General features: G+C 68.9%; 26 protein-coding genes. 13 read left to right on the plus strand and 13 right to left on the minus strand.

Annotation, left to right across the window (positions count from 1 at the left end):
- Positions 1 to 25 precede the first annotated feature (25 nt).
- From gndA to ACXPWS_RS14170, 3 genes are all read right to left on the minus strand, one after another.
- Positions 26 to 1,471, minus strand: a complete 1,446-nt coding sequence (gndA, locus tag ACXPWS_RS14160) for an NADP-dependent phosphogluconate dehydrogenase (protein ID WP_458713018.1) — start codon at positions 1,469 to 1,471, stop codon at positions 26 to 28.
- A gap of 70 nt (positions 1,472 to 1,541) precedes the next feature.
- Positions 1,542 to 2,489, minus strand: coding sequence for a M56 family metallopeptidase (locus ACXPWS_RS14165; RefSeq protein ID WP_458713019.1), 948 nt, complete (start codon positions 2,487 to 2,489; stop codon positions 1,542 to 1,544).
- Between the two features lie 14 nt (positions 2,490 to 2,503).
- Positions 2,504 to 2,920, minus strand: a complete 417-nt coding sequence (locus tag ACXPWS_RS14170; protein ID WP_458713020.1) for a BlaI/MecI/CopY family transcriptional regulator — start codon at positions 2,918 to 2,920, stop codon at positions 2,504 to 2,506.
- 215 nt (positions 2,921 to 3,135) lie between these two features.
- Here ACXPWS_RS14170 and ACXPWS_RS14175 point away from each other — a divergent pair, with 215 nt between their 5' ends.
- The 8 genes from ACXPWS_RS14175 to ACXPWS_RS14210 all read left to right on the plus strand — a co-directional run bounded on the left by ACXPWS_RS14175 (position 3,136) and on the right by ACXPWS_RS14210 (position 8,873).
- On the plus strand, positions 3,136 to 3,915 hold the full coding sequence (locus tag ACXPWS_RS14175) for an iron reductase (RefSeq protein WP_458713021.1): 780 nt from the start codon (positions 3,136 to 3,138) through the stop codon (positions 3,913 to 3,915).
- Positions 3,916 to 4,072: 157 nt separating this feature from the next.
- Positions 4,073 to 4,474, plus strand: coding sequence for a PaaI family thioesterase (locus ACXPWS_RS14180; RefSeq protein ID WP_458713022.1), 402 nt, complete (start codon positions 4,073 to 4,075; stop codon positions 4,472 to 4,474).
- 73 nt (positions 4,475 to 4,547) lie between these two features.
- Positions 4,548 to 4,850, plus strand: a complete 303-nt coding sequence (locus tag ACXPWS_RS14185) for an urease subunit gamma (RefSeq protein ID WP_458713023.1) — start codon at positions 4,548 to 4,550, stop codon at positions 4,848 to 4,850.
- A gap of 10 nt (positions 4,851 to 4,860) precedes the next feature.
- A complete protein-coding gene (locus ACXPWS_RS14190) occupies positions 4,861 to 5,175 on the plus strand; it encodes an urease subunit beta (RefSeq protein WP_458713024.1) in 315 nt (104 codons plus the stop codon).
- Complete coding sequence (locus tag ACXPWS_RS14195; RefSeq protein ID WP_458713025.1) at positions 5,172 to 6,893, plus strand: urease subunit alpha; 1,722 nt, start codon at positions 5,172 to 5,174, stop codon at positions 6,891 to 6,893. Before ACXPWS_RS14190 ends, ACXPWS_RS14195 begins: the two co-directional genes overlap by 4 nt.
- Complete coding sequence (locus ACXPWS_RS14200; RefSeq protein ID WP_458713026.1) at positions 6,893 to 7,555, plus strand: urease accessory protein UreF; 663 nt, start codon at positions 6,893 to 6,895, stop codon at positions 7,553 to 7,555. Before ACXPWS_RS14195 ends, ACXPWS_RS14200 begins: the two co-directional genes overlap by 1 nt.
- A 10-nt stretch (positions 7,556 to 7,565) precedes the next feature.
- Positions 7,566 to 8,243: an urease accessory protein UreG gene (ureG, locus tag ACXPWS_RS14205; protein WP_458713027.1), complete on the plus strand. Its 678-nt coding sequence runs from the start codon at positions 7,566 to 7,568 to the stop codon at positions 8,241 to 8,243.
- 3 nt (positions 8,244 to 8,246) lie between these two features.
- Positions 8,247 to 8,873, plus strand: coding sequence for an urease accessory protein UreD (locus tag ACXPWS_RS14210; RefSeq protein WP_458713028.1), 627 nt, complete (start codon positions 8,247 to 8,249; stop codon positions 8,871 to 8,873).
- A gap of 3 nt (positions 8,874 to 8,876) precedes the next feature.
- Here ACXPWS_RS14210 and ACXPWS_RS14215 read toward each other — a convergent pair whose 3' ends face one another.
- The 3 genes from ACXPWS_RS14215 to ACXPWS_RS14225 all read right to left on the minus strand — a co-directional run bounded on the left by ACXPWS_RS14215 (position 8,877) and on the right by ACXPWS_RS14225 (position 12,019).
- On the minus strand, positions 8,877 to 10,256 hold the full coding sequence (locus ACXPWS_RS14215; RefSeq protein ID WP_458713029.1) for an NAD(P)/FAD-dependent oxidoreductase: 1,380 nt from the start codon (positions 10,254 to 10,256) through the stop codon (positions 8,877 to 8,879).
- Between the two features lie 95 nt (positions 10,257 to 10,351).
- Positions 10,352 to 11,278, minus strand: a complete 927-nt coding sequence (locus tag ACXPWS_RS14220) for an LLM class F420-dependent oxidoreductase (protein ID WP_458713030.1) — start codon at positions 11,276 to 11,278, stop codon at positions 10,352 to 10,354.
- 69 nt (positions 11,279 to 11,347) lie between these two features.
- Positions 11,348 to 12,019, minus strand: coding sequence for an SDR family oxidoreductase (locus tag ACXPWS_RS14225; RefSeq protein ID WP_458713031.1), 672 nt, complete (start codon positions 12,017 to 12,019; stop codon positions 11,348 to 11,350).
- Positions 12,020 to 12,147: 128 nt separating this feature from the next.
- Here ACXPWS_RS14225 and ACXPWS_RS14230 point away from each other — a divergent pair, with 128 nt between their 5' ends.
- The 4 genes from ACXPWS_RS14230 to ACXPWS_RS14245 all read left to right on the plus strand — a co-directional run bounded on the left by ACXPWS_RS14230 (position 12,148) and on the right by ACXPWS_RS14245 (position 15,589).
- Positions 12,148 to 12,948, plus strand: coding sequence for an ABC transporter permease (locus tag ACXPWS_RS14230; RefSeq protein ID WP_458713032.1), 801 nt, complete (start codon positions 12,148 to 12,150; stop codon positions 12,946 to 12,948).
- Entirely contained in the window at positions 12,945 to 14,027 is a 1,083-nt protein-coding gene (locus ACXPWS_RS14235; RefSeq protein WP_458713033.1) for a sulfate/molybdate ABC transporter ATP-binding protein, read from the plus strand. Before ACXPWS_RS14230 ends, ACXPWS_RS14235 begins: the two co-directional genes overlap by 4 nt.
- 199 nt (positions 14,028 to 14,226) lie before the next feature.
- Positions 14,227 to 15,168, plus strand: coding sequence for an APA family fibronectin-binding glycoprotein (locus ACXPWS_RS14240; RefSeq protein ID WP_458713034.1), 942 nt, complete (start codon positions 14,227 to 14,229; stop codon positions 15,166 to 15,168).
- Between the two features lie 121 nt (positions 15,169 to 15,289).
- Complete coding sequence (locus ACXPWS_RS14245; RefSeq protein WP_458713035.1) at positions 15,290 to 15,589, plus strand: GlsB/YeaQ/YmgE family stress response membrane protein; 300 nt, start codon at positions 15,290 to 15,292, stop codon at positions 15,587 to 15,589.
- On the opposite strand, the gene ACXPWS_RS14250 is transcribed toward ACXPWS_RS14245, so the two are convergent.
- Entirely contained in the window at positions 15,586 to 16,329 is a 744-nt protein-coding gene (locus tag ACXPWS_RS14250) for a lysostaphin resistance A-like protein (RefSeq protein WP_458713036.1), read from the minus strand. The two genes, ACXPWS_RS14245 and ACXPWS_RS14250, sit on opposite strands and share 4 nt — an antisense overlap.
- A gap of 66 nt (positions 16,330 to 16,395) precedes the next feature.
- On the opposite strand from ACXPWS_RS14250, the gene ACXPWS_RS14255 reads away from it, so the two are divergent.
- Positions 16,396 to 17,889: an acetyl-CoA acetyltransferase gene (locus tag ACXPWS_RS14255; RefSeq protein ID WP_458713037.1), complete on the plus strand. Its 1,494-nt coding sequence runs from the start codon at positions 16,396 to 16,398 to the stop codon at positions 17,887 to 17,889.
- Here ACXPWS_RS14255 and ACXPWS_RS14260 read toward each other — a convergent pair.
- From ACXPWS_RS14260 to ACXPWS_RS14285, 6 genes are all read right to left on the minus strand, one after another.
- Entirely contained in the window at positions 17,806 to 19,173 is a 1,368-nt protein-coding gene (locus ACXPWS_RS14260) for an HNH endonuclease signature motif containing protein (protein ID WP_458713038.1), read from the minus strand. The two genes, ACXPWS_RS14255 and ACXPWS_RS14260, sit on opposite strands and share 84 nt — an antisense overlap.
- A 63-nt stretch (positions 19,174 to 19,236) precedes the next feature.
- A complete protein-coding gene (locus tag ACXPWS_RS14265) occupies positions 19,237 to 20,466 on the minus strand; it encodes an NAD(P)/FAD-dependent oxidoreductase (RefSeq protein ID WP_458713039.1) in 1,230 nt (409 codons plus the stop codon).
- Positions 20,467 to 20,573: 107 nt separating this feature from the next.
- A complete protein-coding gene (locus ACXPWS_RS14270) occupies positions 20,574 to 20,906 on the minus strand; it encodes a TfoX/Sxy family protein (protein WP_458713040.1) in 333 nt (110 codons plus the stop codon).
- A gap of 1 nt (position 20,907) precedes the next feature.
- The gene (locus tag ACXPWS_RS14275; RefSeq protein ID WP_458713041.1) at positions 20,908 to 21,294 is read right to left on the minus strand and encodes a nitroreductase/quinone reductase family protein; all 387 of its coding nucleotides are present in this window, start codon (positions 21,292 to 21,294) and stop codon (positions 20,908 to 20,910) included.
- A gap of 11 nt (positions 21,295 to 21,305) precedes the next feature.
- A complete protein-coding gene (locus ACXPWS_RS14280; protein ID WP_458713042.1) occupies positions 21,306 to 22,046 on the minus strand; it encodes a DUF72 domain-containing protein in 741 nt (246 codons plus the stop codon).
- On the minus strand, positions 22,043 to 23,068 hold the full coding sequence (locus tag ACXPWS_RS14285; protein ID WP_458713043.1) for an LLM class flavin-dependent oxidoreductase: 1,026 nt from the start codon (positions 23,066 to 23,068) through the stop codon (positions 22,043 to 22,045). The genes ACXPWS_RS14280 and ACXPWS_RS14285 overlap by 4 nt, the downstream gene beginning before the upstream one ends.
- Positions 23,069 to 23,135: the final 67 nt, after the last annotated feature.

Below are 23,135 nucleotides of genomic sequence, written 5' to 3' on the forward strand. Positions count from 1 at the left end.
CGGTCAGTCTAGGTTCACCGCCCGGTCAGGCCTGGACCTCGCTGCGGTCGCCGCTCCACAGGGTGTGGAACTTCTGGCCCTCCGGTCCGTCGGTGCGGCCGTAGGTGTGCGCGCCGAAGAAGTCCCGCAGCCCCTGGGTGAGGGCGGCGGGCAGCCGCTCGGTGCGCAGGGCGTCGTAGTAGGACAGGGCGGAGGCGAAGCCGGGGACCGGGATGCCCAGTTCGGTGGCCGTCACGACGACGCGGCGCCAGCTGTCGATCCCGGCCTCGACCGCACTGCGGAAGTACGGCGCGGCGATCAGGGTGGCCAGCTGCGGGTCCTCGTCGTAGGCCTCTTTGATCCGGTTGAGGAACTTGGCCCGGATGATGCAGCCGCCGCGCCAGATCGTCGCCATGTCGCCGAGCGTGATACCCCAGCCGTATTCGGCGCTACCGGCCTGAATCTGGTTGAACCCCTGGGCGTACGCGATGATCTTGGAGGCGTACAGCGCCTTGCTGACGTCGTCGATGAACTGCTTGGCGTCGGTGGGCTTGGCGCCCAGCTCGCCGGAGGCCAGGCCCGTGGTGGCCTTGCGCTGGGCCACCGAGCCGGACAGCGCCCTGGCGAACACGGCCTCGGCGATGCCGGTCACCGGCACTCCGAGATCCAGCGCGGACTTCACCGTCCAACGACCGGTGCCCTTCTGCTCGGCCTCGTCGACGATGACATCGACCAGCGGCTTGCCGGTCTTGGCGTCGACCTGCTTGAGCACCTCGGCGGTGATCTCGATCAGGTAGCTGTCCAGATCGCCGGAGTTCCACTCACTGAACACATCGGCGATCTGGCCGGCGGCCAGGCCCAGGCCGTCGCGCAGCAGCTGGTAGGCCTCGCCGATGAGCTGCATATCGGAGTACTCGATACCGTTGTGCACCATCTTGACGAAGTGCCCGGCGCCGTCGGGACCGATGTGGGTGCAGCACGGCACGCCGTCGACGTGGGCCGAGATCTCCTCCAGCAGCGGGCCGAGCGACTTGTAGGACTCGGCAGGCCCGCCGGGCATGATGGACGGGCCGTTGAGCGCGCCTTCCTCGCCGCCGGAGATGCCTGCGCCGACGAAGTGCAGCCCGCGCTCGCGGATCGCCTTCTCCCGGCGGATGGTGTCGGTGTAGAGCGCGTTGCCGCCGTCGATGATGATGTCGCCGGGCTCCATGGCGTCGGCCAGTTCGTTGATCACGGCGTCGGTCGGGTCACCTGCCTTGACCATGATGATCACCCGGCGCGGCTTCTCCAGGGCGGCAAGGAATTCGGCGATCGTCTCGCTGCGCACGAAATTGCCCTCGGAACCGTGCTCGGCCAGCAGGGCGTCGGTCTTGGCGATCGAGCGGTTGTGCAATGCCACGGTATAGCCGTGGTGGGCGAAGTTACGGGCGAGATTGGAGCCCATCACGGCCAGGCCGGTGACTCCAATTTGGGCGATGCCGGTTTCGGTCATGCAGACGCCTTTCGTTGTTTTGTTGTCGGTCGCGCTTCGTACAACGCTGTGGCAGCGCTTGTTTCATGCCCTAGTCGGCGAACAGCCGGTGCAGCTCGGTGAGCCACGGAATGGCGAGCGCGAGCGTGGGCAGGACCAGGATGGCCGCGGCCGTCAGGTAGGCGGCCACCGCCAGCACCAGACTATTGCCCTGCCCGCCGAGGCGCCGCACACGCAGCACGGTGGTCGGGCCACCCGCGGCCAGGGCGCCCGACGGGGTGCGGCCGGCCGCGCACGCCACCAGGGCGCGGGCCAGCGGCGTCGGGCCGGTGACCCGGACGGCGGCGTCGTCGGCGAGCAGTTCGATCAGCAGCCGCACCGCGTCGAGGGCGTTGGCGCTGCGGACGAACCGCGGGAAGGCCGCGTGCACCGCGGTGAACATCTCCAGCACCAGGTCGTGCCGGGCCCGCAGGTGGGCGCGTTCATGGCTGAGGATGGCGTCGATCTCGGCTTCCGACAGCGTGGTCAGGGTGCCTTCGCTGACCACGACCCGACTGCGCACTCCGGGCAGGCAGTAGGCCATCGGCTGGGCGATGCCCAGCACGCGCAGGCCGCTGGGCCGCCGGGCCGGCGTGGGTACCGAGTCGCGGGACAACCCCACCAGGTCGACGACCATGCGGTGGTGCGCGCGGCGGCGGCGGGTTGCGACGGCGACGGCCAGCACGGCGACGACGAGCCGGCCGCCGATCATCACCGTGATGGCGAAGACGGCGACGTAGAGCAGCCACAGCGGCCAGCCCAATGCGACGATCTCGCTGGTCAGCGTGGCGGTGGGCTTACCGTCCGGGCCCGGTACCAGTAGCCGGCTGGCGATCGAGATACCGGCCGAGAATGCCGAGAGCACGGCGGCCAGGGCGATGGCCTGCCACAGCACGATGGCGGCGCGGGGAGCGCGCTGCGGCCAGGACGCACGCGCGAGCAGCGCCGGCACGGGGCCGACGAGCAACAACGCGACGATGGAGAAGGCCAGCGCGGACACGCCGCTAGTGTCTCTCAGCCGGTGACCGAATTACCAGCGGGTGGCGCGATCTGGTGTTTGGCCTCCAGCTCGGCCAGGGCGCGGCGCAGGGCCGCGGCCTCACCGGCGCCGACCCGTTCGACGAAGTGCACCAGGGCGGCCTCCCGGCTGCCCGAGTCGGTGACCTGGTCCAGGGCGTCGACCATGAGGCCTGCGACCAGCTCGTCGCGGCCGTGGGTGGGGGCGTAGCGGTGCGCCCGGTCATCCCGGTGCTGGACCACCAAATTTTTCTTCGCCAGCCGTTGCAGCACCGTCATGATCGTCGTGTAAGCCAGATCCCGGCGTGCCGCCAGTGCCTCGTGTACCTGCCGCACCGTCTGCGGCTCACGCGAGGTCCAGAGGTGATCCATCACCTCACGTTCGAGTTCCCCGAGCCGCGTCAACTTGGCCATATTCCGTTCACACTCCTGAGCGATCAAGCAAGCGTACTACGCGGTTACTACCGAGCGTCGTATCCAATTTCCGTCCCTCCTCCAACGTGTCGGCAGGCGCGGTTCGTTCCCGGTCACGCCGCCTTTGCGCGGTTCCTGTGAGTCGAGTCACAGGGTTTGTGCTCAAGTTCGGTGTGGCTATAGTAAGGCTAACCTAACTGAACGAGGAGGTGCGGATGACGGTCATGGTCGACGACCCGCTGATTGCCCGGATGTCGATTCGGCGGGCCCTGCCGCTGCACGAGTCGAGCCGGCGGCTTCGCGAGTTGTATCCGGAATGCCCACGCGTGTACGGCGTCGCGGTGATGGCCGACCTGTCGCGCAGGCGCTGGTGGCCGCTCGCCGAAGTGCTCACCACCGACCGTCTGCAGAACATGTTCGATCTTGCGGTGGCCGAGACCGACAGCCGGGCGGCGGTGGCCGCACAGCTGGCCGCCACGCTCGCCCATGTCGTGGTCGGCCGGGTGGTCCCGCTGATCGTGCTGGAGGGCCGCGCCTGGGATACCGGGCTGGAGAACCTCTGGGTGCACGTCGATTCCGAGGGGGCCATCGACTGGGTGGGGGTGGTGGATCCCACCCTGCGCGCCCTGCCCGATGATCCGCATCTGGCCGCCCGTGCCAGCGTCGGCACGGTGCGCACCACTCGGGACGGCATCGTCGCGCTGCCCAGTGAGGCGGCCCTGACGACATGGGTGGCCCATCGCAGCCACCGCGCACTGGCGCCGCTGTTCGCCAAGCTCGTCGAGGTGACCGGTGGCGCGATGTCGGTCGCCGCGATGTGGAACGTGGTGGGTACCGCGGTGGTCAGTGCGGCCACGCAGGTGCCGATGCTGGCGGGCTCCAGTGAGCTGACCAGCATGCGGCGCGGCCAGGCCATCCTGGATGCGCTGGTCGGCTTCGGCCTGCCGGTCCGCGGGACGAACCGGGTCGCACCGGGGAAAGCCTTGCTAAATTAGGCAAGCCTTGCCTATCATCATCATGCGAGGCTAACGGACCGAGCCGGAGTCCTGAGGGCTGCAGAGACCCCCGGTCCACTCGAAGGATGGGCCCCGCGCACCTGGTGCGCGGGGCCCATCCGCATCTCGGGGTGATCGCGCGTGTAAACAGACTGCTGTGACCGCACCTGGACTTGACACCCTCGGCAAGGGCTTCGACAGCGAAATCGGACTGCAGTACCTGGAGGTGACGCCCGACGGCGGCCGCGCCCAGCTGACGATCACCGACAAGGTGCTGCAGCCATGGGGCATCGTGCACGGCGGCGTGTACTGCTCGATCGTGGAGAGCTTGGCCAGTGTGTCCGGCCACGTGTGGCTCAGCGAGCACGGTGGCGGCACCGTGGTCGGGGTCAACAACAACACCGACTTCCTGCGCGCCATCAAGACCGGCACGGTGACGGCGACCTCCGAGCCGATCCACCGCGGGCGTCGCCAGCAGTTGTGGCTGATCACCATCACCGACGAGGACGGCCGGGTGGTCGCCCGTGGACAGGTTCGGCTGCAGAACGTCGAGGGCTGAGCGCGGGACGCGCCGGCGCCGGGCGACCGGCGAGCGCTGCTGAAAGCCGCGCGCCGTGGCAATATCGCGCACTATGCGTTTAACGCCGCATGAACAAGAGCGGTTACTCATCTCCTACGCCGCTGATCTGGCGCGCCGCCGGCAGGCCCGCGGGCTGAAGCTCAACCATCCCGAGGCCGTCGCACTCATCACCGACCACATCCTGGAGGGCGCCCGCGACGGGCGCTCGGTGGCCGAGCTGATGGTCAGCGGCCGCGATGTGCTCGACCGCGACCAGGTGATGGACGGCGTGCCGGACATGCTGCCCGACGTGCAGGTGGAGGCGACCTTCCCGGACGGCACCAAGCTGGTCACCGTCCACCACCCGATCCCGTGAGGCGGCGGTCATGATTCCCGGTGAGATCATCTACGGCGACGGCGATATCGCGCTCAACGACGGGGCGATCCGGCTGACCCTGGACGTCGTCAACACCGGCGACCGCCCGGTGCAGGTGGGCAGCCATGTGCACCTGCCGCAGGCCAATGCCGCACTGGACTTCGACCGTGCCGCCGCCCACGGGCACCGCCTCGACATTCCGGCAGGCACCGCGGTCCGATTCGAACCCGGAATCGCCCAACGGATTTCGCTGGTCCCGCTGACCGGCACCCGCGAGGTGCACGGGCTGTCGCTGAACCCGCCCGGCAGATTGGACCCGCAGTGAGCTCCCTTTCCCGCGACCGCTACGCCGCGTTGTTCGGTCCCACCACCGGGGACCGGATCCGGCTGGCCGACACCGATCTGTTCATCGAGATCACCGAGGACCGCAGCGGCGGGCCCGGCCTGGCCGGTGACGAGGCGGTCTTCGGCGGCGGCAAGGTGCTGCGCGAATCGATGGGGCAGTCGCGGGCCACCCGCGCCGACGGGGCACCGGACACCGTCATCACCGGTGCCGTCATCCTGGACTACTGGGGAATCATCAAAGCCGACATCGGCATTCGCGACGGTCGCATCGTCGCGATCGGTAAGGCCGGAAACCCCGACATCATGTCCGGCGTGCACCCTGGTCTGGTCGTCGGGCCGTCCACCGAGATCATCGCGGGCAACGGCAGAATCGTCACGGCAGGCGCGATCGACTGCCACGTCCACCTGATCTGCCCGCAGATCATGGAAGAAGCGCTCGGCGGCGGGATCACCACCATCATCGCCGGCGGCACCGGGCCGGCCGAAGGCAGCAAGGCCACCACGGTGACCCCCGGCTCCTGGCATTTGGCCCGGATGCTGGAGGCGCTGGACTCCTGGCCGCTGAACGTCGCACTGCTCGGCAAAGGCAACACCGTCAGCGCCGAGGCGATGTGGGAACAATTACGTGGCGGCGCAGCGGGATTCAAGCTGCATGAGGATTGGGGCACCACCCCCGCCGCCATCGACGCCTGCCTGACGGTGTCCGAGGCGGCCGGGGTGCAGGCCAACATCCACACCGACACCCTCAACGAGGCCGGCTTCGTCGAGGACACGTTGGCCGCCATCAAGGGCCGCGGCATCCACGCGTATCACACCGAGGGGGCCGGCGGCGGCCACGCGCCCGACATCATCACCGTCGCCTCGCACCCCAACGTGTTGCCGAGTTCGACCAACCCCACCCGCCCGCACACCGTCAACACCCTCGACGAGCATCTGGACATGCTGATGGTGTGCCACCATCTCAATCCCAGCATCCCCGAGGATCTGGCCTTCGCGGAGAGCAGGATTCGGCCCTCGACCATCGCCGCCGAGGACCTGCTGCACGATATCGGGGCGATCTCGATGATCGGCAGCGACGCCCAGGCGATGGGCCGGATCGGCGAGGTGGTGCTGCGCACCTGGCAGACCGCACATGTGATGAAGCGCAGGCGGGGTGCGTTGCCGGGTGACGGTGCGGCCGACAACAATCGCGCGCAGCGCTATGTCGCCAAGTACACGATCTGCCCGGCCGTCGCGCACGGTCTGGACGACGAGATCGGCTCCGTCGAGGTCGGCAAGCTGGCCGATCTGGTGCTGTGGGAGCCGGCGTTCTTCGGGGTACGGCCGCACGCCGTGGTCAAGGGGGGGATGATCGCGTGGGCGGCGATGGGCGACGCCAACGCGTCCATCCCGACCCCGCAACCGGTCCTGCCCCGCCCGATGTTCGGCGCCGCCCCGGTCGCGGCGGCCGCCACATCGGTGCATTTCGTCGCCCCCCAGGCGATCGAGGACGGCCTGGCCGACCGGCTGGACATCCGGCGAAAACTGGTCGCGGTGAAGAACGTTCGCAAGGTCGGCAAGGCCGATATGCCGCGCAATGACGCGCTGCCGCGGATCGAGGTCGACCCGGACACCTTCACGGTGCACATCGACGGTGAGGTGTGGGCCGAGCAACCCGCCGCCGAGTTGCCGATGGCCCAGCGCTACTTCCTGTTCTGATGAGTCTTGATCTCCCGTCGCTTCGCTCGCCCGGATTGGCAACCCTTCTGGCGCTGGCCGATTCGCGGCTGCCGACCGGCGGGCACGTGCATTCCGGCGGGATGGAGGAGGCGATCACCGCCGGGCTGGTCACCGACCTGGGGACGTTGCGGGCCTACCTGCGCCGGCGAATCCGCAGCCAGGGATTGGTGACCGCGTCGGTGGCCGCCGCCGTGCACACCGGCACCGTGGCGGTGGCCGCCGCCGATGCCGAGACCGACGCCCGCACCCCGGCGCCTGCCGCCCGGGCAGCGTCGCGCGCGCAGGGTCGCGGGTTGTTACGGCTGGCCAAAAGGGTATGGCCACAACAGGATTGGGATGCACTCGGCGCGAAGCCGCATCTGCCGGTGGTCGCCGGTGTGGTCGGAGTGGCCAGCGCCGTGGAGCCCTTGCACACCGCCCTGTCGATGGTCTACACCACGATGACCGGGTCGGCCACGGCTGCGCAGCGGCTGCTGGCGCTGGACCCGGCCGACGTCGCGGCGCTCACCTTCGAGCTGTCCCCGCTGTGCGAGCAGACTGCGGCGGCAGCGGTCCAGGAACTCGCCGACCTTTCCGACCCATTGCTCGACGTGCTGGCCCAGCAGCACGCCGCGCGTGACCGGCCGCTGTTCATGAGTTGAGAGGACTGACATGCCACCACATTTCATCGACGGAGAGCCACACACCCACACCGATCGCCCCAAGCGGCACCGCGGGCCGGGGGAGCCACTGCGCATCGGCGTCGGTGGACCGGTCGGCTCGGGCAAGACCGCGCTGGTGGCCGCGCTGTGCCGGCAGCTGCGGGACGAGATCTCGCTGGCGGTGCTGACCAACGACATCTACACCACCGAGGATGCCGACTTCCTGCGCCGCCACGCGGTGCTGCCCGACGAACGGATCGCGGCGGTGCAGACCGGCGGCTGTCCGCACACTGCCATCCGTGACGACATCACCGCCAACCTGGACGCCATCGACGACCTGATCGAGGCGAATCCAGGTCTGGATCTCATCCTCGTCGAATCCGGTGGTGACAACCTGACGGCCACCTTCTCGTCGGGCCTGATCGACGTGCAGATCTTCGTCGTGGATGTGGCCGGTGGCGACAAGGTGCCGCGCAAAGGCGGTCCGGGGGTGACGTTCTCGGATCTGTTGGTGATCAACAAGACCGACCTGGCACCGATGGTCGGCGCCGACCTCGCCGTGATGCGCCGCGACTCCGCCAAGGTGCGCGGTGATCGGCCCTTCGTGCTGATCTCGCTGACCGACGATCCCACCGCCGGCCCGGTGCTGCAGTGGGTGCGCGAGCAGCTGCGGGTGCCGGTCGGCTGACCGATGCGTTCGGACGTACTCCTGGTGGCCATGCCCGGCCGCGGCCCGCACATCGAGTGCAGTGGGGGACTGGCCGCCCGCCGCACGGCCGCGGACACGGTGCACCTGGTGTCGGCGGCGGCGACACCGCTGGGTGGCGACACCATCAGGGTGCGCGTCGTGGTCGAACCCGGCGCCCGACTCAGGGTGCGCAGTGCCGCGGCCACCATGGCCATGCCGGGCACGGTCACCATGGAGTCGCAGGCCGGTTGGGAGCTCGAGGTGGCGGGTCTGCTCGATCTGGACCCGCAACCGACCATCGTCGCCGGCCAGGCGAGGCACGTCAACACCACCCGGCTGAGGTTGTCCGGCCACGGCCGGGCGCGGCTACGGGAGCGCGTTCAGATCGGCAGATCCGATGAGCGGCAAGGATTTTGGTCGGGCTCCCTGCACGCCGACGTCGACGGGGCACCGCTGCTGCGACATCGCGTCGAGCTGGGCGCCGGCTCGGTGACCGACGACGAACTCGGTACACCGTTGGCCTGCATCAGCGAATTGCGCTATCCCGAAGTGGCATTCGACGCCGCGGGCACGCTGCTGGAACTGGCCTCGGGTGGCTGCCTGGCCACCTGGCAGGGCGAGCGGCTGTAAGTTCTAGCTCGCCCGTTCCTGTTCGACCGACGCCGCAATCTCCTGGAGTTCCTCGATCCTGGTGCGTGCGTAGGCCTGCTGCTCGGTGATGGTCAGCTGACCACGCTGACGGCTCAGGAAGGTGACCGTCCACGACAGGATCGTGGCGATCTTGGTCTTGAAGCCGACCAGGTAGATCAGGTGCAGTCCCAGCCAGGCCAGCCAGGCGATGAAGCCGCTGAACTCGAGCTTGCCGACCTTGGCCACCGCGTTCCACTTCGAAACTGTGGCCATCGAGCCCTTGTCGAAGTACTTGAACGGCTCGCGCGGCTTCGGAATGGTGCCGTGCTCGCGGGCTTTGGCTTCGTTCTTGAGGATGGCCGCGACGTACTTGGCGCCCTGGATGGCACCCTGCGCCATACCGGGCACACCATCCACGAACGCCATGTCGCCGATCACGAACACGTTCTTGTGGCCGGGGATGGACAGGTCGGGGTTCACCTTCACCCGGCCGGCCCGGTCGATCTCGGTCTCGGACTGCGCGGCCAGGTCCTTGCCCAGCGGGCTGGCCTGCACGCCGGCCGACCACACCTTGCTCGCCGACTCGATGCGACGGATGGTGCCGTCCTTGTCCTTCACCGTGATGCCGTTGCGGTCGACGTCGGTGACCATGGCGTTGAGCTGGATCTCGACGCCCATCTTCTCCAGTCGCTCTTTGGCCCGCAGGCCGAGCTTCTCGCCCATGGGCGGCAGCACGGCGGGGGCGGCGTCGAGCAGGATGACGTGCGCCTCGGTCGGATCGATATGGCGGAAGCTGCCCTTGAGAGTCTGGTCCGCCAACTCCTGGATCTGGCCTGCCATCTCCACGCCGGTCGGACCCGCGCCGACGACGACGAAGGTGAGCAGCTTCTTGCGGCGCTCGGGGTCACTGGACCGCTCGGCCTGCTCGAACGCGCCGAGGATGCGGCCGCGCAGCTCCAGCGCGTCGTCGATGGTCTTCATGCCGGGCGCCCACTCCGCGAAGTGGTCGTTGCCGAAGTAGGACTGCCCTGCGCCGGCCGCCAGGATCAGCGTGTCGTACGGGGTGCTGTAGGTGTGCCCCAGCAGCACCGAGTCCACCGTCTTGTGCTCGAGGTCGACGCGGGTCACGTCGCCGAGCAGCACCTGCGCGTTGTCCTGCTTGCGCAGGATCAGGCGCGTCGGCGGGGCGATCTCGCCCTCGGAGATGATGCCGGTCGCGACTTGGTACAGCAGCGGCTGGAACAGGTGATGCGTGGTGCGCGCGATCAACTTGATGTCGACGTCGGCGCGTTTGAGGGCCTGCGCGGCGTTCAATCCACCGAACCCCGAACCGACGATGACGACCTTATGCCGATCCGATGCCGTAGCTCCGGGGTGGCTCATTGCTGCTCCTAGCGGACGTACTTTGTCAATACAACCTCTAGGGTAGTCGGTGCCCATCCCACCAGCGCGGTGAGATGGGGCACCCCACCGATTGTTTACCCGGAGATCAACGGTTTGAGGGCTTCGCCGACGGCCGCCACGCCGCCGGGCGTGTAGCCGCCGATGGTGAAGGCGCTGAGGATGACGCCGTCGACGCCGGCGTCGAAGACCTTCTCCTTGAGCTGCTCGGCGATCTGCTCGGGCGAGCCGTACACCGCCTGCTGCTTGAACTCGTCCGGGATGACGTCGGCGTTGTACTGCTCGCCGATCAGCGCGATGGCCAGCACACTGGTCTCCAAGGTGGCCGGGTCGCGGTCGATCTTCTCGCAGTTCTCCTTGACTACGCTCACCTTGCGGGCCAGCTCGTCGAAGCCGGCAATGATGTTGAGGTGGTCGAAGTGCCGGGCGGCCAGCGGGATGGTCTTCTTCTCGCCACTGCCGCCGATCATCAGCGGAATGTGGTCGCGGAACCGGGGATTGGCGAACGCTTCCCGGGTCTTGTAGTAGGTGCCGTCGACGGTGACGCGCTCACCCTTGAGCATGGGCAGGATGATGTCGAGTGCCTCGTCGAGTTTCTTGAACCGTTCGGTGAACGTGCCGAACTCGTAGCCCAGGCTGTCGTGTTCCAGCTCGAACCAGCCGGTGCCGATGCCCAGGATGGCGCGGCCCTGGCTGATCACGTCGAGAGTGGTGATGGCCTTGGCGAGCAGCGTCGGGTTGCGGTAGGTGTTGCCGGTGACCAGGGTGCCCAGCTGTACCTTCTCGGTGGCGGCGGCCAGCGCGCCGAGGGTGGTGTAGGCCTCCAGCATCGGTTCCTCGGGCGCACCCAGCCCTGGGAGTTGATAGAGGTGATCCATCACGAAGACGGAGTCGAACCCTGCCTGTTCGGCCTCGCGCGCCTGCGCGATGACGGTCGGGAAGAGTTCGGAAACGCCTGTGCCGTAGGAGAAGTTGGGAATCTGAAGTCCGAGTCGAATCGTCACGGAACTCAGAAAACCACACTCAAGCGGAGAGGTCACCCCGTTTAGCTGCGGGCGAACACGGGAATTTCTCTAGCCGAAATCGGCGAGCGCGCCCTGGCTCACGTGCAGCGTCTGGCCGGTGATGTGCCGGGCCGACTGCGTGGTCAGAAACAGCGCCAACCGGGTGATCTCGTCGGCCACCGACGACGTCGGTGCGCCGGCTCCCGGGTATCCCGGTTCGGCGCCCTTTCCGGTGGCCACGGCGTTGACCGTGATGCCCCGGATCCCGAAATGGGCCGCCTGGCCGGCGGTCCAATTGGACAGGGCGGCCTTGATGGCGGCGTCCACGCTGCCCTCGGCCGGATGGCCCGGCACCACGTTGATGATGGAGCCGCCGGAGCTCAACTGGTCACCCAGGATCTGCACGGTCAGCACCGCCGACAGCAGCGTCGCGTCGAGGGTCTGGCGCCATGCGGTGGCGTGATCGGACAAGGTGAAGGTCCGCGGGTCGCGGGCTTGCGCGCGCGGCGCGGGAACGTTGACGATGCCGTCGAGGTGCACGGGCAGGGAGCCGCGGGCGGCCTCCAGGGCGGCGGCGTCGGTGTTGTCGACCACCACGAATTCGGCATCGAGCTCTTTGGCGAGCACTTCGAGGTCGTCGCGTCGCGCCCCGGCGACGACCACGTTGTGGCCCGCGTCCCGGAAACCGGTGGCGACCACACGGCCGAGCTCGGTATCGCCGCCGGTCAGCAGCACCTCCATGTGGTTACCTCCTTGTTCGGCGCTGAACACAGCGGATCGGGTCCAGGTTACTGGACGGTAGCTAGGCGGCGAAATCGGACGCGCCGCGGCGAGGTGGCCGCCAGCGGCCGGGTGGCTAAGGTTTCTGCATGGTCCTGGCCCCGGGGCTGCCGCGCTGGATCTACCTCCCCGCCGCGGTGGGAACCCTGTTCGTGGTGTTGCCGTTGGCGGCGATGGCCCTCAAGGTCGATTGGCCGAATTTCTGGTCGCTGATCACCAGCCACGCCTCGCTGACCGCACTGGAACTGAGCCTGCGCACATCGGCCGCGAGCACGGTGGTGTGCGTGCTGCTCGGCGTACCCATGGCGCTGGTGCTGGGTCGCAGCCCGTCGCGGGCGATCGGGGCGCTGCGCCCGGTGATCCTGCTGCCGTTGGTGCTGCCGCCCGTCGTGGGCGGCATCGCGCTGCTCTACGCGTTCGGCCGGCTGGGCCTGCTGGGCCGGTACCTGGACGCGGCAGGGATTCAGATCGCGTTCACCACGGTGGCCGTCGTGCTGGCACAGACCTTTGTCTCGCTGCCGTTCCTGGTGATCGCCCTGGAGGGTGCGGTGCGCACCGCGGGCACCGATTACGACGTGGTGGCCGCGACGCTGGGGGCGCGCCCGACCACGGTGTGGCGCCGGGTGACGCTGCCACTGCTGGCCCCGGGCCTGGTGTCCGGCGCGGTGCTCGCCTTTGCCAGGTCGCTGGGTGAGTTCGGTGCGACGCTGACCTTCGCCGGATCCCGGGAGGGCGTCACCCGGACCCTGCCGCTGGAGATCTATCTGCAACGGGAGAGCGACGCGGGCGCCGCCGTGGCGCTGTCGGTGCTGCTGGTGCTGGTGGCCGCGGTGGTGGTGCTGGGGCTGGGCGCCCGCCGGTTGCGGACCGCCTCGTGGCAGACGGCATGAGTGGGCTGACGATCCGCGCCGAGGTGAGCGCGCGCGATGTACGGCTGGACCTCGATATCGCGGCCGGACAGGTGCTGGCGGTCCTCGGACCGAACGGGGCCGGTAAGTCCACGTTGTTGCAGGTACTCGCCGGCGTGGTGCGCCCGGACCGCGGCGAGGTGCGCGCGGCGGGGCGCACGCTGACCGACTGTGCCGCGGGTATCCATATCCCCACCCATGACCGGCGGGTCGGATTGCTGATGCAGGAGCCGTTGCTGTTCCCGCACTTGAGCGTGCGCGATAATGTGGCGTTCGGTCCGCGTAGTGGAAAACACCTGAGCCGCAAGGATTCCCGAAGTGCTGCCGAGCACTGGCTGGCCGAGGTGGACGCGGGCGAGCTGGCCGGCCGGATGCCCGGCCTGCTGTCGGGCGGTCAGGCCCAGCGGGTGGCGCTGGCCCGGGCACTGGCCGCAGAACCCGACGTACTGCTGCTCGACGAGCCGATGGCAGGCCTGGACGTGTCGGCGGCCACCGCGATGCGGGCCGTGCTGCGGCGGGTGCTCACCCGGGACGGGCGGGTGGCGGTGCTGGTCACCCACGACCTGCTCGACGTGGTGGCGCTGGCCGACCGGGTAGCGGTGCTGGAGTCCGGACGGATCGCCGAGCTCGGTCCCACCGCGCAGATCCTGGCCGCGCCGCGCAGCAGATTCGGCGCCCGGTTCGCCGGGGTGAATCTGGTCAGCGGGCGGTGGGGCGCGGACGGCGCGCTGTACACCGACTGGGGCACGCAGTGGCACGGCAGCGCCGAGCCGGGGATGGCGGTCGGGGACCCGGCGGTCGCGTTGTTCACCCCCGCCGCGGTGGCGGTGTACCGCCGGGCGCCGCACGGCAGCCCGCGCAACGCACTGGCGGTCACCGTGGCCGAGTTCGACAGCCGCGGTCCGGCCATCCGGGTCCGCGGCGAGCCGCAGCCCGACGGCGCGCCGGGCCTGGCTGCCGACATCACCGCCGAGGCGGCGGCCGAACTGCGGCTGGCGCCCGGGGATCCGGTTTTCTTCACCGTCAAGGCACAGGAGCTGACGATCGCGCCGGCGCCGTAACGCGCCCTCGGGCACCGGCGAAACACCCAATGTGGACCACCCCGACACCGCGGGTGGGCGTAGCCGTGGCTGCCCGCTGTCAGCAATGTGTGGTAGTGCGTCTCGTCATGAGTTTCATTGTGGGTAGCTATTTCCCGGCTGAGCACTTTAAGAGCAACTCACACTTGCGTCACGGCCGTAACACGGTATTTTCGTCCCCATGGATCTGCCGGATGTGCGCCCGTCGCACCGCAAGCGCCTCAGCACCGCCATGGCGATTGCGGCTGCGGCCGCCCTGACGCTGCCCATCGCGGTGTCGCATGCCGAGCCGGCACCGCCGGCCCCCGCACCGGCTCCCGCGCCGGCTCCCGCCGATCCGAATGCGCCGCCGGTCCCGCCACCCGCCCCGGACGCCGGGCTGCCCGCCCCGGTCGATCCGAACGCCCCGCCGCCACCGCCGGCCCCCGCGCCGGAGCCGGGCCGGGTGGACAACGCCGCCGGTGGATTCAGCTATGTCGTTCCGGCCGGTTGGAAGGTGGCCGACGCCACCCAGTTGTCCTACGGCCAGGCGCTGTTGACCAAGATCACGCCGGCGGGTGCCGAACCGGCACCCGCGCCGGGCACGGCCGCCCAGGCGCCGAACGACACCAGCGTGCTGCTCGGCCGCCTCGACCTGAAATTGTTCGCCGGCGCCGAGGCCGACAATGCGAAGGCGGCCGCCCGGCTGTCCTCCGACATGGGCGAGTTCTTCATGCCGTTCCCTGGCACCCGGGTGGGTCAGGAGAGCACGCCGTTGACGGCAGGCGACATGACCGGCGCGGCGTCCTACTACGAGGTGAAGTTCACCGACACCACCAAGCCCACCGGCCAGATCTGGGCCGGGGTGATCGGGGCTCCCACGCCGGCCGGTGTGCCGCGCGGGCAGCGCGCGCCGTCGCGCTGGTTCGTGGTGTGGCTCGGCACAGCCAACCATCCGGTGGACAAGGCAGCTGCGACGGCGCTGACGCAGTCCATCCGGCCGTGGAGCCCGCCTCCGCCGCCTGCACCGGACCCGAACGCGCCGCCACCGCCGGTCGATCCGAACGCGCCGCCGGCCAGGCCGGGCGTGGGCGTTCCGGTCCCGGTGACCAACGCGCCGCCGGAGATGCTGCCGCCGGGCTGAGTTTCTCGACCTGACGACGACTGTGCCCGTTTCGCGGGCCCAATCGTTACCTGATGGGGGTACACCGGAAGTCGACCCGGCATTCGGGCCGGATCGACCGGTGAAGGCAGGAGACCAGCGCATGGACGTTTTGGCAGCTACTGAGTTCTTGGCCCGTTCGACCACGCAGACGAGCGTGGGCTGGATCGGCTACATCATCATCGGGGCGATCGCGGGCTGGATCGCCGGCAAGATCGTCAAGGGCGGTGGCTCCGGCATCTTGGTGAACATCGTCGTCGGTGTCGTCGGCGCACTGATCGGCGGCTTCCTGCTGAGCTTCTTCCTCGACACCGCCGCCGGCGGCTGGTGGTTCACCCTGTTCACCGCGGTTCTGGGGTCGGTGATCCTGCTCTGGATCCTCGGGCTGGTCAAGAAGAACTAGAACGTCGCGTGCCAGACCAGTGCGGCGGCCAGGGCACCCATCCCGTTGAGGGACCAGTGCAGCGCGATCGGCGCGATCAGGCTGCCACTGCGGCGGCGTAGCCAGGTGAACACGAATCCGGCCGCCGTGGTGGCCAGTACGGCGCCCACGATGCCCGCGACCATGCCGACCACTCCGCCGCCGAGCAGGTGGCTGAATCCGGCGTTGCCGCTGGTCAGTCCGAATGAGCTGGCGATATGCCACAGCCCGAACAGCAGCGACCCGGCGGCCGCCACCCCGCGGAAGCCCCAGGCCCGGTCCAGCGCACCGTGCAGTACGCCGCGGAAGGCCAGCTCCTCGGGGATGACGGTCTGCAGCGGGATGATGACCATCGAGGCGATCAGGGCGCCGGACACCGTCGCGTAGTGGTTGTTCATGAACATCGGTCGGGTCCAGGGCAGCAGCACTCCGATGGCGATCACCGCCAGCACGATGCCGACGGCGGCGGCCGCGTAGCCGGCGCCGGAGCGCCAGTGCTCACGGCCGAGGCCCAGCTCGGACCAGCCCAGCCCACGCGCCCGGACCAGCGCCACCAGACCGACGGCCGCGATGGGCACCGTCGCGATGTTGGCCCACGGGGTGGTGAAGTGCGCGATGAGGTTGGTGGCCACCAACACGATGACGACCACCGCGACATCGACGTGCACCCGGAATCGGGCTGGAGGGGATACCGGTGGGGCCACCGCGGCGAGGTCAGACATCGATTCTCAGTGTACGGGGCCGGGTTGTCTACCTAAGTTATAGAGGTGCGCACTAAGGTGTCGGTCGTGCCGAACACCATTCGAACGCCCCTCGACCCGCGCACCCCGGTTCTCATCGGCTACGGACAGGTCAACCAGCGCGAGGAGAGTGCCACCACCGAACCGGTCGACCTGATGGAACGGGCGGCCCGCGCCGCCGCCGACCCCCGCGTCCTGGAAGCCGTCGACGCGGTGCGCATCGTCAACCTGTTGTCCTGGCGGTACCGCGATCCCGGACTGCTGCTGGCCCAGCGTCTCGGTGCGCCTGCGGCCGCCACCCGCTACACCAGCATCGGCGGCAACATCCCGCAGGCCCTGGTGAACCAGGCCTGCCTGGACATCCAGCAGGGCCGCAACGACGTGGTGCTCATCGCCGGCGGCGAAACCTGGCGCAGCCGAACCCGGTTACGGGCCCGCGGGGAGAAACTCACCGGCACCGTCCAAGACGAGGCGGTGCGCCCGCCCGCCGGCGCCGACGACGAGTTCCAGATGGCCGGGCCCGCCGAGATCCGGATCAAACTGGATCGGCCGGCCTTTGTGTACCCGATGTTCGAGCAGGCGCTACGCATCGCGACGGGGGAGTCGCCCGAGGCGCACCGCCGCAGGATCGGCGAGCTGTGGTCGCGGTTCAGCGCGGTGGCCCAAGACAATCCGCACGCATGGAACCGGACGCCGGTGAGCGCCGAGGACATCTGGCGGCCGAGCCCGTCGAACCGGATGATCAGCTGGCCCTACACCAAGCTGATGAACTCGAACAACATGGTCGACCAGGGCGCCGCGCTGATCCTGACCTCGGTGGAAAAGGCCGAGTACCTTCAGGTTTCGCGGGACCGCTGGGTCTTCCCGTACGCGGGCACCGACGCGCACGACACATATCTGATCGGCGAGCGGGCGAGTTTCGGTGCATCACCGGCGATCCGGATCGGTGGCAACCGGGCACTGGAACTGGCCGGCCTGGGCATCGACGACATCGAGCTGGTCGACATCTACTCATGCTTCCCGTGCGCGGTGCAGGTCGCCGCAGGCGAACTGGGCCTGCCCACCGATGATCCGCAGCGGCCGCTGACCGTCACCGGTGGGTTGACCTTCGCGGGCGGTCCGTGGAACAACTACGTGTCGCACTCCATCGCGACCATGGCCGAACGGCTGACCGCCCGGCCGGGCGCGGTCGGGCTGATCACCGCCAACGGCGGCTATCTCACCAAGCACAGTTTCGGCGTCTACGGCACCGAACCGCCCAGCGCCGGATTCCGTTGGGAGAACGTACAATCCACCGTCGATGCGGAACCGACCGTGGTGGCCGAAGACGTGTGGGCCGGGGTCGGCACGGTGGAAACCTGGACTGCGCCCTTCACCCGCGAGGACACCGTGGAAAAGGCCTTCCTGGCGGTGCGCACCCCGGCGGGCAGCCGGGCGCTGGCCGTCATCACCGATCCGTCACAGGCCGCGGCCACCGTCACCGAAGACATCGCCGGTGCCAAGGTGACGGTCACCGCCGAGGGCACCGCCACCCTGGAGTGATGTCCGACCCGGATCCGGGTACCACACCGGTGGTGACGCGCAAGCGGTCTGGTTGTCCTGACTGAGTGTCGGTGGCGGTGGTGGTTGGAACGGTTGGTACCACCACCATTGGGCGCGTTCGCCGGTCGGTCCTTGGTAGGGGGCGACTGCGGGTGGCGGCGTGGTGGGTGTCCGGGCCAGGGATCCGCGGTGCAAGGTGTGTCCGGTGTGGTCGGTGACGGCGAGCCGGTCGGCGGGTCCGGTGATGTTCAGGGCGCCGCGGTGGTGCAGTCGGTGGTGATGGGGGCAGACCAGCACCAGATTCGATAGCTCAGTGGGGCCGCCGTCTTCCCAGTGTGTGATGTGGTGGGCATGCAAACCCCGGGTTGTGGCGCAGCCGGGGATCACGCAGCAGCGGTCGCGGTGTTCTAGGGCGCGGCGTAGCCGGCGGCTGATGGTGCGGGTGGTGCGCCCGGCCCCGATTGGTCGGCCGTGACGTTGGAACCACACTTCGCAGGTGGCATCGCAGGTGAGGAATTGGCGTTCCGCATCGGTCAAGACCGGGCCCAGGTGCAGGGCGGCGGTCTTCTGGTCGAGGTCGAGGTGCACGACGATGGTGGTGTGTTGGCCGTGCGGGCGCCGGGCCACTTCGGTGTCCCAGCCGGCTTCGACCACACTCATGAAGGCATCCGCCCGGGTCGGAAACAGCTCACTACCCTGGTCGGTGTGGTCGGTGATCAAGCCGTCGTGGTGGGACTGCACGGCCGCATCGAATTTCGCGGCGTCCAGGCGCGGTAACCGGATCCGGTAAGTGGTGTAGTCCGCACCCTCGCTGGTCTTGGTGACCTCAGGCCCCGGCTCCGGCTTGGCTTCCGGTTCGGGTTGGGGTGCCAGGTTGATCGCGGTGCGCAACTGGGCCACCGTCGCCGAGGCGGCCAGTTCGGCGTAATGCGCATCGCTACCGTGGGCGCCGCGTTCGGCGATGACCCCGACCTGATCCAACGACAACCGGCCCTCCCGCAGGCCGGCGATGCAGACCGGCAATTCCTCGATGCGGCGTGCGACGGCCACGACGGTGTCGGCGTTGCGGGGGGTGGCACCGGTTTTCCAGGCCACCAACGCCGACAGCGACCGGGCCCCGGTCAACCCCGCCAGGCCCTCGCGCTCCAACGCGGCCACGATCTCGACCAGACGACCGTCGATCGCATTGCGCTGCCCACACAACTCGGCCAGCTCCCCGAACAACACCTCAAGCCGCTCGGCAGGACTAGCCTGCGAAGCCAAAGACGCTGCGGCGCTGGACATGACACCATCATCGCAGCACGGTCCGACAAGTTCGGACGGCGCGAGCCCGGTCCCTCTTCGCGCCTAACCGCCGGTTTCACCGAGCGGCACGCCGGTGTCGGCCAGTCGCTTGGTGTCGACCGGCCGCCGCTCGCGGATCAGGGTCTTGATGTCGTCGAGGCCGTCCCAGATGTTCACATTCATCCCGGCCAGCACCCGGTCATCCTCACCCAACCAGAACGCGGTGAACTCGCGTCCGGGCACGTCGCCACGGAACACCACCCGTGCGTCCACGGGCGCATGGCCGACGTACTCCATGCCCAAGTCGTACTGATCGGTGAAGAAATACGGCAGTTCGTCGTAGCTGCCGGGCGAGCCCAACATCCCGGCCGCCGCGACGGCCGGCTGCTTGAGCGCGTTGGCCCAGTGTTCGGTGCGAATCCTGCTGCCCAGCAATGGATGTTCGGCCGCGGCGATATCGCCCACGGCGAAGATGTCGGGATCGCTGCTGCGCAGCGCCGCGTCGACGGCGACGCCGCCGTCGGCCAGTCGTAACCCGGCGGCCTGCGCCAGTTCGATGTTGGGGTGCGCGCCCACCGCCATCAGCACCACGTCTGCATCCACGGTCGACCCGTCGCCGAGGCGCAGACCCGAGGCGGTGCCGGCGGAGGTGGTGATCTCCTGCACCGTGGTGCCCAGCCGCAGGTCGACCCCATGCTCGCGGTGCAGGGTGGCGAACACCTCGGCGACGTCACGACCGAGTGCGGCCAACGGCAGCTCCGCCGATTCCACCACCGTCACATCGACGCCCCGTTCCCGGGCTCCGGCGGCGACTTCCAGCCCGATCCAGCCGGCCCCCACGACGGCCAGACGCGAACCGCTGGTGAGCAGCGCGCGCAACGCGGCGGCGTCGTCGACGGTGCGCAGCACGTGCACACCGGCGGCGTCGGATCCCGGAATGGGTGGCCGCCGTGCCGAGGACCCGGTGGCCAGCAACAGCTTGTCGTAGTGCTCGTGCTTGCCGTCCTGGTATCCGACGGCGTGCGCACTGGGGTCGACGGTCTGCACGGTGGTATCCAGTCGCAGATCGACATCGTGGTCGCGATACCAGCTCTGCGGTACCACGGTGAACTCGTCGGGTTCCTTCTTGCCCGCCAGGTAGTCCTTCGACAGCGGCGGGCGCTCGTAGGGCAGCTGCGCTTCCGAGCCGAACAGCACAATCTGGCCGCCGAACTCTTTGTCGCGCAAGGCTTCTGCGGCCTTGGCGCCGGCCAGTCCAGCGCCGATGATGACGAATGTGGGACGGGTGGGCATGCTGTCACCCTACGCCGTGACGCGTTGGCGCAGACCGTGCGCCGAGGCCACGGTGGTGTCGCTGGACATGCCAGGGGCATACCCGCCGGGCCCGCCGGTGAACCGCGTTACTTCGGTGGCAGGCCCGACGCGTAGTCGGTTGCGCGGGTCACCCACGGCAGCAGCTGGCGTTTGGTGCGCACCCCGTCGGGCGCGACCCGCAGCCAGCCGCGCCTCTGCCGGCCGGCCATCACCATGGGCTCGACGTGGTCGCGGGCCAGCAGCGCGGCCGTGTCCTGCGCCGGTACCCGCACCATCAGCCCGCCCTCCCGGCTGGCGGCCACGGCCATGTTGCCGTTGACCAGAAAGGCCAGCCCGCCGAACATCGATTTCTCGTCCACGTTCGCGGTGCCGGCCAGGATCTCCCGGATCCTGTTGGCCAGGTCTTCGTCGTAGGCCATCTCAGTCCAGGTCGACGCGGATGGTGAGCAGGTCACTGCCCATCACGCGCACCAGCGCGCTGTTGAGCTGGGGCAATTCGGCCAGCCGGGCGGCGGCGTCGTCGTCGGGCAGCGGGTGCGCGGTGCCGGTGCGCCAGCGCCCACCGAGCCGCACCCGCACCGCGGGGTCGGCCTGGATGTTCTTCACGTAGTCGGACTGTGCGCCGTGCTCGGACACCAGCCAGAACGCGCCATCGATGACGCGTCCACCGACGGCGGTGCGCCGGGGCTGGCCGGACTTGCGGCCCGTCGTCTCCAGCATGGTGACCGGCAACCTGCGGCCCACCGGATTGACCAGGTAGCGCTGGGCGGTGCGCACGATGCGGAGTTTGAGCGGGTTGGCCACCATGGAGGACGAGTCTAGGGGCCCAGACCGGCGGCGACCAGACGTTTCAGGGTGCGGGCGTTGCGTACCGCGTGGCCGTCCCCGTCGTTGTTGAAATACACCAACACGTTGCGCCCGTCGCGATTCCAGTCGCCGATCCGGTCGGCCCACCACTGCAGAGATTCATCGGAATACGAACCGACATAGAGTTTTTCGTGGTCCGGCCCGTGCATCCGGACATACACCAGCGCACTGGTTGCCCGCAGCTCGCACGGCAGGCCTGCGCCACTGGTCACCACATAGGACGCCCGGTGCCGCTCCAGCAGCGCAAAGACGTCGTCGGTGTTCCAGGACGGATGCCGGAATTCGACGGCCAGCGGTATCCAGTCCGGCATGGCGGACAGGAAGTGATCGAGCAGCGTGTCGTCCCGGGTCAGGTCGGGGTGCAGCTGGACCAGCACCACCTCCCGGCGTTCGCCGAGCGCCCGCCAGCACCGTTCGAATCGGTCCACCCAGGGTTGCGGATCACGCAGCCTGCGGAAGTGGGTCAGTCCGCGATGCGCCTTGACGGTCATGGTGAACCCGGCGGGCAGACGCTCCCGCCAGCCCGCGAAGGTGGCGTCCCTGGGCCAGCGGTAGAAGCTGGCGTTCAGTTCGACGGTGTCGAACTCGGCGGTGTAGTACGCCAATCGGCGGGCCACCGGGGTCCCTGGCGGATACAGCACCGACGTCCAATGGTCATACGACCAACCGGAGGTGCCGATCCGCACGGTCATGACCTATGTGGTTCCCAGCCGAGGCGTGGTCCTAACTTCTCGGCGAGGTCGGCGATGATCTGGGTGTAGTCCTGCGGCGCGAACGAGAACGGCAGGGCGAAGGTCACCTCGTCGGCCCGGGTGAATCCGGCATGCCCGAACAACTGGTCGGCGAGTTCGTCGGAGGTGCCGACGTAGTCGGGGGAGAACAGCATGCCGCGCGGTCCTTGGGGTCGCAGCGTGCGCTCGAATCGGGCGGCGGCGTACTCGCGATAACGCCGGATCTGGTCGGCGGTGGCGCTGTCGGTCGGGATCACCACCAATCCCTGTGACACCCGGGACTTTCCGGGGTCGGAGTGATGCGCCCGGTAGGCGTCGATGTGCTCGGCCTGGATGGTGGCGAAGTCCCGCGATTCGGTGCCCTCGATGCTGACCACCGAACTGGTGAGGTAGTTGATGCCCTGGCGTCCCGCCCAGATCGCCGACTCCCGGCCGCCGCCGTACCAGACCCGGCCGGCCAGCCCGGGGGAGTGTGGCTGTACCGATCGGACGAACCGCTCGATGCCCGCGGTGCCCTCGAAGTCGCTGACCGGCTCGCCGCGCAGGGCACCCAGCAGCCGTAGCACCCGATCTTTCGAGAAGTCTTGCAGATCATGGGATTCCGGATACAGCTCGGTTTTGTAGTGGTCGTAGTTCATCGGTGTGCCGACCGACACCCCCGGGTTGATCCGCCCGCCGGACAGGATGTCGACGGTGGCCAGGTCCTCGGCCAGCCGCACCGGGTTCTCCAGGCCCAGCGGGATCACCGCGGTGCCCAACTCGATCCGCGAGGTGCGCTGGGTGGCCGCCGCCATGATCGCGACGGGCGAGGAGATGCCGGGCTGGAAATGCCGGCACCGCAGCCACACACTGTCGAAGCCCAGTGCCTCGGCGCGCGTGATCACCTGCAGCGTCTCCTCGATGCCGGGGCCGGGATCGTCGACGTCGAAGCGGCCGATGGTCAGAAACCCCAGCTTGCGCAGGGGTTCTCCACGTCGTGGCATACAGCTCTCTCCCGTCACAGCGAAACGCGCGTGTTCACTTGAACACGCGCGTTCGCCTTGTGCTTCC

This window comes from Mycobacterium sp. BMJ-28, assembly GCF_054404835.1.